Source organism: Paraburkholderia terrae, from assembly GCF_002902925.1.
Taxonomy (GTDB): Bacteria; Pseudomonadota; Gammaproteobacteria; order Burkholderiales; family Burkholderiaceae; genus Paraburkholderia; species Paraburkholderia terrae.
Map to the genome: position 1 here is coordinate 1826400 of NZ_CP026112.1, position 13908 is coordinate 1840307.

Annotated in this window: 7 protein-coding genes, 2 tRNA genes and 3 rRNA genes; 3 read left to right on the forward strand and 9 right to left on the reverse strand. The window is 57.8% G+C overall.

Going from position 1 to position 13908, the window contains the following annotated elements; translation table 11 throughout:
* Positions 1 to 260: 260 nt before the first annotated feature.
* The 4 genes from C2L65_RS24310 to C2L65_RS24325 all read right to left on the reverse strand — a co-directional run bounded on the left by C2L65_RS24310 (position 261) and on the right by C2L65_RS24325 (position 4152).
* The gene (locus tag C2L65_RS24310; RefSeq protein WP_174485114.1) at positions 261 to 416 is read right to left on the reverse strand and encodes a hypothetical protein; all 156 of its coding nucleotides are present in this window, start codon (positions 414 to 416) and stop codon (positions 261 to 263) included.
* Between the two features lie 41 nt (positions 417 to 457).
* Positions 458 to 1714 carry a serine hydroxymethyltransferase gene (glyA, locus tag C2L65_RS24315; protein WP_042315842.1) on the reverse strand — a complete coding sequence of 419 codons (1257 nt, stop codon included), beginning with the start codon at positions 1712 to 1714 and terminating at the stop codon, positions 458 to 460.
* 66 nt (positions 1715 to 1780) lie between these two features.
* On the reverse strand, positions 1781 to 2992 hold the full coding sequence (locus C2L65_RS24320; protein WP_042315841.1) for a M24 family metallopeptidase: 1212 nt from the start codon (positions 2990 to 2992) through the stop codon (positions 1781 to 1783).
* A 158-nt stretch (positions 2993 to 3150) separates the two neighbouring features.
* The gene (locus C2L65_RS24325; RefSeq protein ID WP_042315839.1) at positions 3151 to 4152 is read right to left on the reverse strand and encodes a GlxA family transcriptional regulator; all 1002 of its coding nucleotides are present in this window, start codon (positions 4150 to 4152) and stop codon (positions 3151 to 3153) included.
* Positions 4153 to 4399: 247 nt separating this feature from the next.
* On the opposite strand from C2L65_RS24325, the gene C2L65_RS24330 reads away from it, so the two are divergent.
* The 3 genes from C2L65_RS24330 to C2L65_RS24340 are packed head-to-tail and all read left to right on the forward strand — an operon-like array spanning position 4400 to position 8029.
* Entirely contained in the window at positions 4400 to 5689 is a 1290-nt protein-coding gene (locus C2L65_RS24330) for an LssY C-terminal domain-containing protein (RefSeq protein ID WP_042315838.1), read from the forward strand.
* Positions 5686 to 6939 carry an LssY C-terminal domain-containing protein gene (locus C2L65_RS24335; protein ID WP_042315837.1) on the forward strand — a complete coding sequence of 418 codons (1254 nt, stop codon included), beginning with the start codon at positions 5686 to 5688 and terminating at the stop codon, positions 6937 to 6939. Before C2L65_RS24330 ends, C2L65_RS24335 begins: the two co-directional genes overlap by 4 nt.
* Positions 6926 to 8029: a lipase family protein gene (locus tag C2L65_RS24340; protein WP_042315835.1), complete on the forward strand. Its 1104-nt coding sequence runs from the start codon at positions 6926 to 6928 to the stop codon at positions 8027 to 8029. The genes C2L65_RS24335 and C2L65_RS24340 overlap by 14 nt, the downstream gene beginning before the upstream one ends.
* A gap of 180 nt (positions 8030 to 8209) precedes the next feature.
* Here the strand turns inward: C2L65_RS24340 and rrf are convergent.
* The 5 genes from rrf to C2L65_RS24365 all read right to left on the reverse strand — a co-directional run bounded on the left by rrf (position 8210) and on the right by C2L65_RS24365 (position 13498).
* Positions 8210 to 8323: ribosomal RNA gene (rrf, locus tag C2L65_RS24345) — 5S ribosomal RNA — on the reverse strand.
* A gap of 194 nt (positions 8324 to 8517) precedes the next feature.
* Positions 8518 to 11398, reverse strand: a 23S ribosomal RNA gene (locus tag C2L65_RS24350).
* 300 nt (positions 11399 to 11698) lie between these two features.
* A tRNA-Ala gene (locus C2L65_RS24355) sits at positions 11699 to 11774 on the reverse strand.
* A 51-nt stretch (positions 11775 to 11825) separates the two neighbouring features.
* A tRNA-Ile gene (locus C2L65_RS24360) sits at positions 11826 to 11902 on the reverse strand.
* Positions 11903 to 11967: 65 nt separating this feature from the next.
* A 16S ribosomal RNA gene (locus C2L65_RS24365) occupies positions 11968 to 13498 on the reverse strand.
* The 16S, 23S and 5S rRNA genes sit together here with 2 tRNA genes alongside, the layout of an rRNA operon.
* Between the last annotated feature and the right edge of the window lie 410 nt (positions 13499 to 13908).

A 13908-nucleotide genomic window follows, 5' to 3' on the forward strand; every position in this document is an offset into this window, starting at 1 on the left:
CTCACGCAGTGCTTCGGCTCTTCCAATCGAACCTCGATCGAACGAGCCTGCTTGACTGCATGGTAGGAGTCCAATATCAACGAACATTTCCGGTCTCGACGCAGTACTTTCTGTTTTCGACATCGAGGGTATACGTTAGCGAGCCGTTTTCATTGCGGTATCGATGAACGCATTGAGCAGCGCAAATGAAAAAAGCCCGCTGTATCCGCTAACGTTTTTCAACGTCGGCGAATACAGCGGGCAACCTTGTCCGCTAACTATCAGATCGAGCTGGAATGCACGTCGCCTTGCAGACGATCACCAGAGGACGACATGTGAAAGAGCGGGTGTCTACGCGCGAGCAGGAAGTACGCGATACCGCCCGTCAGCAGGGAGAACTCGAAACTCAGGTCGCCCCAGCCAAGAAAATCGCGCATCAACGGGCTGACATAGATGCATGCGCGTCGCAGTCAAACCGTCAACGGTCATACACCGGCAATCGCGCGCAAAGCTGCGCAACCTGCTCGCGTACGCGGGCTTCCGTCTGGGCGTCACCCAGATGATCGAGCACATCGCATACGAGCGATGCCGTGAGCTTCGCATCGTTCTCATCGAAGCCACGCGTGGTTAGTGCAGGCGTGCCGATGCGGATGCCGCTCGTCACGAATGGCGATTGCGGATCGTTCGGCACCGCGTTCTTGTTCACGGTGATATGCGCGCGGCCGAGCGCGGCGTCCGCGTCCTTGCCCGTGATGCCTTTGTCGATCAGGTCCACCAGGAACAGGTGATCGTCGGTGCCGCCCGATACGATCTTATAGCCACGTTCGATGAAAACGGCCACCATCGCGCGCGCATTGTCCAATGTCTGCTTCTGATACGCAACGAACTCCGCGCCGAGCGCTTCGCGGAAGGCGACCGCTTTCGCCGCGATCACGTGCATCAGCGGGCCGCCTTGCGTGCCCGGAAAGACCATCGAGTTGAGCTTCTTTTCGATCGCTTCATTTGCGCGCGCGAGAATCAGGCCGCCGCGCGGACCGCGCAACGTCTTGTGCGTGGTCGTCGTCACGACATCCGCGAACGGAATGGGATTCGGATAAAGACTTGCGGCAACGAGGCCCGCCACATGCGCCATATCGACGAAAAGATACGCTTCGACACGATCGGCAATCTCACGAAAGCGTGCAAAGTCGAGCACACGCGAGTACGCAGAAAAACCCGCAACGATCATCTTCGGCCGATGTTCAAGCGCGAGCCGTTCGACTTCGTCGTAATCGATCAACCCGGTCGATGCATCGACGCCGTATTGCACCGCATTGAACACCTTGCCCGAAAACGACACCTTCGCACCGTGCGTCAGATGACCGCCGTGCGCGAGGCTCATGCCGAGAATGGTGTCGCCCGGTGCGAGCAAGGCCAGATACACGGCTGCGTTGGCCTGCGAGCCGCTATGCGGCTGAACGTTCGCATACGCTGCACCGAAAAGCTGTCGGGCCCGTTCGATCGCGAGCGACTCGACCACGTCAACATGCTCGCATCCGCCGTAATAACGCTTGCCGGGATAGCCTTCTGCGTACTTGTTGGTCAGCACCGAACCCTGTGCTTCGAGCACGCGCGGGCTCGTGTAGTTTTCCGACGCGATCAGTTCGATATGATCTTCCTGCCGTTGCCGCTCGAGCAGCATCGCATTCGACAGTTCGGGATCGAAGCCTGCGATCGTCTGTTCTTTTGAAAACATCGGTAAAGCCTCCTGCCATGTTTGATCGCCTGCGGCGTATGCCGCAGGCCTTCGTGCTGTCGGCCCTTAAGCCCCGATGATGTTGTGGTCCGGCCCATACGGAAAATGGGTGATGTTGGTCGCGCCCTTCTCTCCGATCACGAGAATGTCGTGCTCGCGGTACCCGCCCGCGCCCGGCAGGCCTTCCGGCAGCATGATCATCGGCTCCATCGACACAACCATGTTCGGCTCCAGCACCGTCTCGATGTCTTCGCGCAATTCAAGGCCGGCTTCGCGGCCGTAGTAGTGGGACAACACGCCGAACGAATGGCCGTAGCCGAACGTGCGGTACTTGAGCAGGCCGTATTCGGCGTAGATCTTGTTCAGTTCATTCGCGATATCGCAGCAGCGCGCGCCCGGCTTGATGAGCTTGAGCCCGGCTTCATGCACCTCGACATTGACCTTCCAGAGCCGCAGATGCTCGTCCGGGCAATGATCGAAGAACATCGTGCGTTCGAGTGCCGTGTAGTAACCGGCGATCATCGAAAAGCAGTTCAGGCTGAGGATGTCGCCCTTCTGCACCTTGCGCGTCGTCACCGGATTGTGTGCGCCGTCGGTATTGATGCCGGACTGAAACCACGTCCACGTATCCATCAGTTCCGAATCGGGAAAGCGGCGCGCGATTTCGCGCACCATGGCCTGCGTCGACGCCAGCGCCACTTCGTGCTCTGGCACGCCTTCATGCACGGCGGCCGCGAGCGCCGCGCCACCCACGTCGCACACATTCGCGCCATGCTTGATCACTTCGATTTCTTCCGCCGACTTGAGCATGCGCATCCGCATGGTCTGCGCGCTGATGTCGACGAACTCGACGGACGGAAGCGCGGCCTTCAGTTTGCCGAGTACTTCGACGGGCATCTGATCGAACTCGACGCCCACACGCCCCTTGTTCTCGATCTCGCCCTGCACGGCACGAAAGAAGTTGTCGCGCTGCCAGTCGGTATACACCACGTTGTAATCGCCGACGGTACGACGCCACGGTTGTCCGCCGTCGATATTCGCCGAGATCGATACGACCTTCCTGTCCGTCACGACCAGCCCGTACTTGCGGCCGAACGAGCAGTAAAGAAAATCCGCGTAATAGTTGATGTTGTGATACGAGGTGAACAATACGGCGTCGATGTTCTCGCGCGCCATCAGCTCACGCAGCTTGCCTTGACGGCCTGCGTATTCGGCATCGGAGAAAGTGTGCTTCACTTTCTCGCCGTTCTCGATCCGGATCAGGTTCTCCAGTTTCATGCGCTCGACTCCTCGGTGAAAATGCAGTGGAAGTGAGCGAATGTTAGGAGTGTGGTGATTCAGAATATTTCCCGATACGACGTCAGACTCTCTATTTTCGACATAGAGGGTTAACCACAACGGGGCTCGGAGCGCGCGTCGCGGGTGGATTTCGAGGCTTATAGCGCCTTTTGATAACGCCTGCGGTCCGCCATCGGCGTGATGTGGAACTGCGCCTTGTAGCGGGTCGCAAAATGCGTCAGCGAGGTAAACCCCGTGCGTGCGCACACTTCTTCGAGGGACTTTGCCGTCCGGTAGAGCAACTGCCTCGCGCGCAACAAGCGGATTTCCAGGTAAGCCTGCGCGGGCGTCTTGCCTAGCCGCTCCTGAAACCAGCGTTCGAGTTGTCGCTGCGAGACTTCCAGAAACGTCGCAATCTCCGCCACCGAAAGCGTTTCCTCGACATTGCTCTCCATGACCTGCAGCGCCTCGTCCAGTTTCGCATGCTCGGCACCGATGTACTGCCGCAACGACGTGACCTGACGTTGTTCATGACTGCGCCGCTCGGCGATCAACAGTTCGAGCACGCGCGCGGCAAGCGAATGGCTTCCGGGCGGCAGGCCGAGCAGATGAATCATCAGATCGAGCGGCGCAACGCCGCCGCTGCACGTATAGCGGTCGCGGTCTACCTCATACAGGCGGTTCGACACCGTGAGTTTTGGGAATTGCTCAAGTAGCACGTCCTGATCTTCCCAGTGAATCGTGCATCGATACCCATTGAGCAGACCCGCTCGCGCCAGAAAATAGCTGCCCGTGTCGAGACCGCCCAGCGCGGTCCCACTGCGCGCGTGTAAGCGCAGCCAATCCAGCACGGCGCCTATCCCCTTGCGTGGAATCGGATTGGGCCCGACGACGAAGACGGCGTCGAACTTGCCGGCTTCCGCCATCGACGTATCGGGCATCACGCGAATCCCGTCGCTAGAGCACACGTATTCGTTGCTCGCACCGATAAGCTGGTATTCGTAGACTTTCCGTTCGATCAGCATGTTCGCGATTCGCAGCGGATCCACAGCGGTGCCCAAGGCGATCAACGAGAAGTTGTCCAGCAGCAGAAACCCATAACGCGTGACACGCAAGTCATGCAGTCCGGCATCGAGGCGACTTTCGTGGGTTGACGACATGTCCGGTGAGCGGGGATGGGGAATAAAAACGCATCATAGCCTCAGACTGTTCAATACGATGGTGACTGCCGCCGGTGAGGGACTGGATCACTGAGTATTGCTTTGCGGCAAAGTTGCAGTCCTGTCACCTATGTGGCTGGCAGTCCATGCAACGCACTATAATTTTCTTGCGTTTCGGAAGGCAGGTCCGAAACCCCCAAGGACGGTAATTCAAATCTACGCTGACGCGCAGTGGTGAGGTGCTCCAATGAAGCGCATCGTGCTGCAAGTGCCGACGATGGTTTTCGCGGCCTGCCTGATACCTGGCTGCGCCGAAACCCCTTCCACGACCGCTGAACCCCATTACCAGAACCGCGCGGTCTCACGCGCCGACGGCGACCTGCGTGTGTCGACAGCGGTACTTTCATCGGATGAAAGCAGGGCTCTGTACGACGCTGAACTCGCCAAAAGGAAAATTCAGCCCGTCTGGATTGAAGTCGAGAATAACGACCGTCGCAGCTATTTCCTGATGAGTCCTGGACTCGATCCAAACTTCTTTCCGCCGTCAGAAGCAGCAGAAGCGTTCGACCGTGACGCGACGCAGCAACAGCGCAGCGCACGTGACCAGCGCTTTACCGCGCTCGCTTTCCGTAATCCGGTTCTGCCCGGGCAGACGGCATCCGGCTTCGTGCTGACCAACCTCAGCGAGGGCGCAAAACTGGTCGAAGTGGACCTCGTCGCGAGCGGGCGGGCGCAGACGTTCTCGATCCTCACCGTCGTGCCCGGGTTCCAGGCCGACTACAAGACAAGCAACGTTTTCAAGCGCGCGGCTGACCCGGACGTTGCTGTCGTCGACTATACGGATGACGAGGCCTTCCGCTCGGCGCTCGAAGCCTTGCCATGCTGCGTGACCAACAAGGACGGTTCGAAGAATGGCGACCCCATCAACCTGGTGATCGTGGGCGGTCTGGACGACGCCTTTCCCGCGCTGGTGCGGCGCGGCTGGAGTCCGACCGAGCAGAAGTGGTCGGGGGCGATCTGGAAGATGGTGACGTCCGCGCTCTCCGGCGAACCCTACGTCAACGCGCCCGTGAGCGATCTCTATCTGTTCGGCCGCGCACAGGATCTCGCGCTGCAGAAAGCGCGTGACACCATCCACCAGCGCAACCATTTGCGGCTCTGGCTCGCCGCGATGCGCTACCGCGGCAAACCCGTGTGGGTGGGTCAGATCAGCCGCGACATTGGCGTGCGCCTCACCTTTCATTCGCCGACGCTCACGACCCACAAGATCGACCCTGACGTGGATGAGGCGCGCACCGCCCTGACGGAAGACATGGCCTATTCGCAGAGCCTCGTGAAGCTTGGACTCGTCGCGGGTGTGGGCGCGGCGCCGCAGAACGCGCCGCGCGAAAACCTGACAACTGATCCGTACTACACGGACGGCTATCGCCAGGTGCTCGTATTCGACCATGCGCCGAGATCGCTTGCGGAGATCGAGCTATTCCCCTGGGTCACCGATGACGCGTTCAGAGGGACAACGGCCGGAGAGAAGCGATGAGCGTCGTGCGCCCCTTACGTCGTGCGTTGAAGCGCGTGGTGTTCACGGCGAGCCTCGTGCTTGCAATCGCGGGCTGTTCGACATGGCAGGCCCCGCCGCATGCCGACGACGGGCCATTGCGCGCGCGCGCCGTGAGCGCCACCAATCGTGATGTGCGCGTGAGCGCGGCCGTGCTGGGCAGTGAAGACAGCGTGCGCATGTTCGGTGTCGATATCGAGAAAACGCATGTGCAGTCTGTCTGGGTCGAAGTGCAGAATGGCACGTCGCAGGCGCTATGGCTGCTGCGCTCGGGTACGGATCCGGACTACTTCTCGCCGCATGAAGTCGCGTGGCCGTTTCATACACTGCTCGGCGGCGCAACGAATACGCAGATCGACGACTACTTCAGCAACCTCGGCTTCAAAAACCCAATACCGCCAGGAGAGACGCGCAGCGGCATTCTGTTCACGAACCCGGATCGCCGGACCAAGCTCGTCAATATCGATCTGTTCGGTAGTCAAACACTGATCCCGTTCACGCTCTTTGCGCCCGTACCAGGCGGCACGTCAGTCCCGCAATACGATCAGCTTTCCTTCGCGTATCCCGAGACTGAGATCACCGACTGCCCGGATCTCGCGTCGCTGCGGGCCGCACTGGAACGGCTGCCATGCTGCGCCACCAACGCGGATGGCACTGTCAATGCCGATCCGCTGAACGCGGTCCTGGTCGGCAAGCTTACCGACATCGGGGCGGCGATGGTTCGACGCAACTATCGACGCGACTTGCGCGGGTCCGACACCGCGCAGAGAGTCTTCGGGCGGGAAGCTGACGCCGTCGCGCGCAAGCAGGCGCAGGGAGGCGCGCCCGCCACATGGATACGCGCATGGCTCGCGCCGATCCGCTTTCAGGGACAACCGGTCTATGTCGTGCAAGTCGGCCGCCCCGTTGGCGGACGCTTTGTACCGCGCGGCGACGCACACCTCATCCTGCACGGCAATGTCGACGAAGCGCGCAACTTCCTGATCCAGGATCTGATGTACTCGGGTGGTCTCGACAAGCTCGGTTTCGTGTACGGTGTCGGCGAAGCGACGAAGACGCAGCCGCGAGCAACGCTCGACAATGCAACCTACTATACGGATGGTTTGCGCGCAGTGATGTTCTTTGCGACGCGGCCGCTCAGCTTCTCGGATGTGCAGCTTATCGACTGGGTGCCGTATCTTGAGCAGCGCGAGGCGATCCAACGCAAGGAAACGGGCGATGCATCCAAATGACCTGACCTTCGCTCGCCATGCAGCGGCAATTGTGGTTGTGTGCGCCGCTTTCCTGCTCGGTGCATGCGCGACGAAGCCGCTCCTCCCGTACTCGGCCGATACACCTCCGCTGATACTCGTTCCGGCATCGCAGGCCGGCGTGCGAGACGAGCGTGGGCACTTCCGCGAGATCTATTGCGCCGTACTCGAAGCGCACGGCTCCGCACTGCCTGACTACCGGCCTTGTGACGATGCTCTGACGCGCGTAGGTGCTGAGCCGCCCGGTACCGGTAAGCCGGTCGATCTGAAGCCGTCGCAACGGCACCTCCTCGCTGCTGTCGTATCAGGGATCGGGTACGACTGCTTCAGACCCTGGCTGAATACGCAAGGAACGGTCGTCGCGAACCTGCGCCAGTCCGGCTATGACGGAATGCTGATCGATGTCGATGCGCTGTCGGGTTCGGCGAATAACGCGCGGCAGATCCGTGATGCCATCATGGCCATGCCGCCGCCTGAAGGCGCGCCACGCGTCGTGCTGATCGGCTATTCGAAGGGTGCGCCCGATATTCTTGAAGCGGTCGTGGCCTATCCGGAGATTCGCGGCCGCGTGGCGGCTGTCGTCAGCGCAGCGGGCGCGATAGGCGGGTCGCCGCTTGCTAACGACGCGGAGCAGTATCAGGCCGATCTGATGAGGCACTTCCCTGGGGCGACATGCACGGCGGGCGATGGAGGCGCAGTACAGAGTCTGCGGCCCGCCGCGCGCAAGGCGTGGCTCGCGCAGCATCCGCTTCCGGGCGAGATGCGCTACTACTCACTAGTCACGTTCCCGCAGCCAGAACGCATCTCGTCGATTCTGAAATCGAGCTATGACAAGCTCGCACGTGTCGATTCACGCAACGATAGCCAGGTCATCTTCTACGATCAGGTAATACCCGGAAGTACCCTTCTTGGATATGTGAACGCCGATCACTGGGCGCTCGCCGTGCCCATTGCCCGGACGCATCCCACCATCGGCTCGTTGTTCGTCACGCAAAATGCCTATCCGCGTGAGGCGCTGACAGAGGCGATTCTGCGCTTCGTTGAAGAGGATCTGGTGAGGTCCTCGAAGTGAATGAAGACGTCACCATCGTTCGTCGGCAGCGACGATTTCGGGTTTGGTAGAGGGAAGCTGAGGGGATGTCGCGACGTCGGCCATTGCGGCCCGGCCACGCCGTCGGGCGCGACGTTAAAACGTGTGCCCACAAACGCCAAGACCCCGCTTTTGAGGGCGGGGTCTTGTCTTGGGTAAGGAGCCTGACGATTACCTACTTTCACACGGGCAATCCGCACTATCATCGGCGTGGAGTCGTTTCACGGTCCTGTTCGGGATGGGAAGGGGTGGTACCGACTCGCTATGGTCATCAGGCATGACGGGTTGCTGCGTCGCATTTGTGGTGCGCCACAGCCAATCTGGAAGAAGCGTAAAGAGTGTGTTGGGTTGTGTTGTTTCTGGCACAACACTGATCTCTCAACCGTGTGCGTGTCCGTACTCCCTTCGGGAGTGGGATGCCCGTAAGTGCTGAAGCACTAACGATCATCGACACGAGACACACCTGTTATAGGATCAAGCCTTACGGGCAATTAGTATCAGTTAGCTTAACGCATTACTGCGCTTCCACACCTGACCTATCAACGTCCTGGTCTTGAACGACCCTTCAAGGGGCTCGAAGCCCCGGGGATATCTCATCTCAAGGCGAGTTTCCCGCTTAGATGCTTTCAGCGGTTATCTCTTCCGAACATAGCTACCCGGCGATGCCACTGGCGTGACAACCGGTACACCAGAGGTTCGTCCACTCCGGTCCTCTCGTACTAGGAGCAGCCCCCTTCAAATATCCAGCGCCCACGGCAGATAGGGACCAAACTGTCTCACGACGTTTTAAACCCAGCTCACGTACCTCTTTAAATGGCGAACAGCCATACCCTTGGGACCGGCTACAGCCCCAGGATGAGATGAGCCGACATCGAGGTGCCAAACACCGCCGTCGATATGAACTCTTGGGCGGTATCAGCCTGTTATCCCCAGAGTACCTTTTATCCGTTGAGCGATGGCCCTTCCATACAGAACCACCGGATCACTATGACCTGCTTTCGCACCTGCTCGACTTGTCGGTCTCGCAGTTAAGCACGCTTATGCCATTGCACTATCAGCACGATTTCCGACCGTACCTAGCGTACCTTCGTACTCCTCCGTTACACTTTGGGAGGAGACCGCCCCAGTCAAACTGCCCACCATGCACTGTCCCCGACCCGGATCACGGGCCAAGGTTAGAACCTCAAACAAACCAGGGTGGTATTTCAAGGACGGCTCCACGCAAACTGGCGTTCACGCTTCATAGCCTCCCACCTATCCTACACAGATCGGTTCAAAGTCCAATGCAAAGCTACAGTAAAGGTTCATGGGGTCTTTCCGTCTAGCCGCGGGGAGATTGCATCATCACAAACACTTCAACTTCGCTGAGTCTCGGGAGGAGACAGTGTGGCCATCGTTACGCCATTCGTGCAGGTCGGAACTTACCCGACAAGGAATTTCGCTACCTTAGGACCGTTATAGTTACGGCCGCCGTTTACCGGGACTTCAATCAAGAGCTTGCACCCCATCATTTAATCTTCCGGCACCGGGCAGGCGTCACACCCTATACGTCCACTTTCGTGTTTGCAGAGTGCTGTGTTTTTATTAAACAGTCGCAGCCACCAGTTTATTGCAACCCCTTCACCCTTTGCCCGCAGGGGCATCAAGCTACAGGGGCGTACCTTATCCCGAAGTTACGGTACCAATTTGCCGAGTTCCTTCTCCCGAGTTCTCTCAAGCGCCTTAGAATACTCATCTCGCCCACCTGTGTCGGTTTGCGGTACGGTCAATGTGAAACTGAAGCTTAGAGGCTTTTCCTGGAACCCCTTCCGATTGCTTCGCCCCCGAAGAAGCTCGCGCCACGCCCTTGAATTCCGTGCCCGGATTTGCCAGAGCACCTTCTCCAACGCAGCGACCGGGACTTCCAACACCCGGACAACCTTCCGCGATCCGTCCCCCCATCGCATTTCACACTGGTGCAGGAATATTGACCTGCTTCCCATCAGCTACGCATTTCTGCCTCGCCTTAGGGGCCGACTCACCCTACGCCGATGAACGTTGCGTAGGAAACCTTGGGCTTACGGCGAGGGGGCCTTTCACCCCCTTTATCGCTACTCATGTCAGCATTCGCACTTCCGATACCTCCAGCACGCTTTTCAACGCACCTTCGCAGGCTTACGGAACGCTCTCCTACCATGCACATAAATGTGCATCCGCAGCTTCGGTATATGACTTAGCCCCGTTACATCTTCCGCGCAGGACGACTCGATCAGTGAGCTATTACGCTTTCTTTAAAGGATGGCTGCTTCTAAGCCAACCTCCTGACTGTTTTAGCCTTCCCACTTCGTTTCCCACTTAGTCATATTTGGGGACCTTAGCTGGCGGTCTGGGTTGTTTCCCTCTTGACACCGGACGTTAGCACCCGATGTCTGTCTCCCGTGATTGCACTCTTCGGTATTCGGAGTTTGCTATGGCGAAGTAATCCGCAATGGACCCTTCAACCATGACAGTGCTCTACCCCCGAAGGTGATACACGAGGCACTACCTAAATAGTTTTCGGAGAGAACCAGCTATTTCCAGGTTTGTTTAGCCTTTCACCCCTATCCACAGCTCATCCCCTAACTTTTCAACGTTAGTGGGTTCGGACCTCCAGTACGTGTTACCGCACCTTCATCCTGGCCATGGATAGATCACCTGGTTTCGGGTCTACACCCAGCGACTGAATCGCCCTGTTCGGACTCGCTTTCGCTACGCCTGCCCTAATCGGTTAAGCTCGCCACTGAATGTAAGTCGCTGACCCATTATACAAAAGGTACGCCGTCACCCCTTGCGAGGCTCCGACTGTTTGTATGCATGCGGTTTCAGGATCTGTTTCACTCCCCTCCCGGGGTTCTTTTCGCCTTTCCCTCACGGTACTGGTTCACTATCGGTCGATCACGAGTATTTAGCCTTGGAGGATGGTCCCCCCATCTTCAGACAGGATTTCACGTGTCCCGCCCTACTTGTCGTACACCTAGTTCTTCCTCGCTGTTTTCGCCTACGGGGCTATCACCCACTATGGCCGCACTTTCCAGAGCGTTTGGCTAACAACAAAGATAAAGAGTACAGGCTGGTCCCATTTCGCTCGCCACTACTTTGGGAATCTCGGTTGATTTCTGTTCCTGCGGTTACTTAGATGTTTCAGTTCACCGCGTTCGCTTCGCATGGCCTATGTATTCAGCCATGGATGACCCATACGGGCCGGGTTTCCCCATTCGGATATCGGTGGATCAAAGCTCGTTTGCCAGCTCCCCACCGCTTTTCGCAGGCTACCGCGTCCTTCATCGCCTGTGATCGCCAAGGCATCCACCACATGCACTTGTTCGCTTGACCCTATAACGGGTGTGTCTCTTCGTGTTGCCACGCCAGACTCACTCGCTACAGGTTGAGTATTCGCGTTGTGCCGTATTCCAGGTTCGTCTTTCGATGAACTCAAAAAATACATTGATACAATCACAACCCTGATTCACCTACTCGCACACCCATCTCTAAGTATGCTTTCGTGAATCTCTTTACTACTTCTTCCTGATTGTTAAAGAACGACAGCCGATATCGAACTGCAATACCGCATCTGACTGGCTCAATTGCCAATGCTTAAGGCTCAGTTCACACTGAACGCTAGGCATTGGGAATTGGTGGAGGATGACGGGATCGAACCGACGACCCCCTGCTTGCAAAGCAGGTGCTCTCCCAGCTGAGCTAATCCCCCAGTCATACAGTACACAGGGGGGTTTGCGATCAGCCACCGCAGACAAGACGCTGGTGGGTCTGGATGGATTCGAACCATCGACCCCCGCCTTATCAAGACGGTGCTCTAACCGACTGAGCTACAGACCCCTGAGCCTGTCTTCAATTAACAGCCGACAAGTGTGAGCGCTCAACTTTGAAGCGCGAAGCTCTGGAAAGGAGGTGATCCAGCCGCACCTTCCGATACGGCTACCTTGTTACGACTTCACCCCAGTCATGAATCCTACCGTGGTGACCGTCCTCCTTGCGGTTAGACTAGCCACTTCTGGTAAAACCCACTCCCATGGTGTGACGGGCGGTGTGTACAAGACCCGGGAACGTATTCACCGCGGCATGCTGATCCGCGATTACTAGCGATTCCAGCTTCACGCAGTCGAGTTGCAGACTGCGATCCGGACTACGATCGGTTTTCTGGGATTGGCTCCACCTCGCGGCTTGGCAACCCTCTGTTCCGACCATTGTATGACGTGTGAAGCCCTACCCATAAGGGCCATGAGGACTTGACGTCATCCCCACCTTCCTCCGGTTTGTCACCGGCAGTCTCCCTAGAGTGCTCTTGCGTAGCAACTAGGGACAAGGGTTGCGCTCGTTGCGGGACTTAACCCAACATCTCACGACACGAGCTGACGACAGCCATGCAGCACCTGTGTTACGGCTCCCTTTCGGGCACCCCCACCTCTCAGCAGGGTTCCGTACATGTCAAGGGTAGGTAAGGTTTTTCGCGTTGCATCGAATTAATCCACATCATCCACCGCTTGTGCGGGTCCCCGTCAATTCCTTTGAGTTTTAATCTTGCGACCGTACTCCCCAGGCGGTCAACTTCACGCGTTAGCTTCGTTACCAAGTCAATGAAGACCCGACAACTAGTTGACATCGTTTAGGGCGTGGACTACCAGGGTATCTAATCCTGTTTGCTCCCCACGCTTTCGTGCATGAGCGTCAGTATTGGCCCAGGGGGCTGCCTTCGCCATCGGTATTCCTCCACATCTCTACGCATTTCACTGCTACACGTGGAATTCTACCCCCCTCTGCCATACTCTAGCCCGCCAGTCACCAATGCAGTTCCCAGGTTAAGCCCGGGGATTTCACATCGGTCTTAGCGAACCGCCTGCGCACGCTTTACGCCCAGTAATTCCGATTAACGCTTGCACCCTACGTATTACCGCGGCTGCTGGCACGTAGTTAGCCGGTGCTTATTCTTCCGGTACCGTCATCCCCCCACCGTATTAGGACGGAGGTTTTCTTTCCGGACAAAAGTGCTTTACAACCCGAAGGCCTTCTTCACACACGCGGCATTGCTGGATCAGGGTTGCCCCCATTGTCCAAAATTCCCCACTGCTGCCTCCCGTAGGAGTCTGGGCCGTGTCTCAGTCCCAGTGTGGCTGGTCGTCCTCTCAGACCAGCTACAGATCGTCGCCTTGGTAGGCCTTTACCCCACCAACTAGCTAATCTGCCATCGGCCGCCCCTTGAGCGCGAGGCCTTTCGGTCCCCCGCTTTCATCCCAGGATCGTATGCGGTATTAATCCGGCTTTCGCCGGGCTATCCCCCACTCCAGGACACGTTCCGATGTATTACTCACCCGTTCGCCACTCGCCGCCAGGGTTGCCCCCGCGCTGCCGTTCGACTTGCATGTGTAAGGCATGCCGCCAGCGTTCAATCTGAGCCAGGATCAAACTCTTCAGTTCAAACCTGTTACTGTTTTTCGGTTCCGTTAAGAACCGGTCGCTCACTCAAAATCACTGACGAAAGTTTCGATTACTCGAACCTTCCTCAATTACTTCTGTGTGAGACTCGATTACTTTCGCTTGTTCAGTGACCCGAAGATCACCGCGCGCCGCCATCGAGCACCCACACTTATCGGCTGTTGATTGTTAAAGAACATTCGCTAAAAAGCCGCTGTTTTCTGCTGCTTTCTTGCGTCTCCGTCGTTTGGAGAGGCCGAATTATGCGGAACCCCCAGGGGGCTGTCAAGCACTTATTTCGCACGATCTACGAAAAGTTTGCGATGCCACTTTATTAAGCGAATGCGGTCACTCGAGCCCGACTCTCTGTCGGCGTCCCATTCCTGTTCCATTTCGGCCCGCCATATCCAGCT

Excerpts from the sequence above, each read along its gene's own strand:
- glyA (WP_042315842.1), bottom strand. The coding sequence starts at position 1,714 with ATGTTTTCAAAAGAACAGACGATCGCAGGCTTCGATCCCGAACTGTCG.
- C2L65_RS24330 (WP_042315838.1), top strand. The coding sequence starts at position 4,400 with ATGAAGCGCATCGTGCTGCAAGTGCCGACGATGGTTTTCGCGGCCTGC.
- C2L65_RS24340 (WP_042315835.1), top strand. The coding sequence starts at position 6,926 with ATGCATCCAAATGACCTGACCTTCGCTCGCCATGCAGCGGCAATTGTG.
- C2L65_RS24320 (WP_042315841.1), bottom strand. The coding sequence starts at position 2,992 with ATGAAACTGGAGAACCTGATCCGGATCGAGAACGGCGAGAAAGTGAAG.
- C2L65_RS24325 (WP_042315839.1), bottom strand. The coding sequence starts at position 4,152 with ATGTCGTCAACCCACGAAAGTCGCCTCGATGCCGGACTGCATGACTTG.
- C2L65_RS24335 (WP_042315837.1), top strand. The coding sequence starts at position 5,686 with ATGAGCGTCGTGCGCCCCTTACGTCGTGCGTTGAAGCGCGTGGTGTTC.
- C2L65_RS24310 (WP_174485114.1), bottom strand. The coding sequence starts at position 416 with ATGCGCGATTTTCTTGGCTGGGGCGACCTGAGTTTCGAGTTCTCCCTG.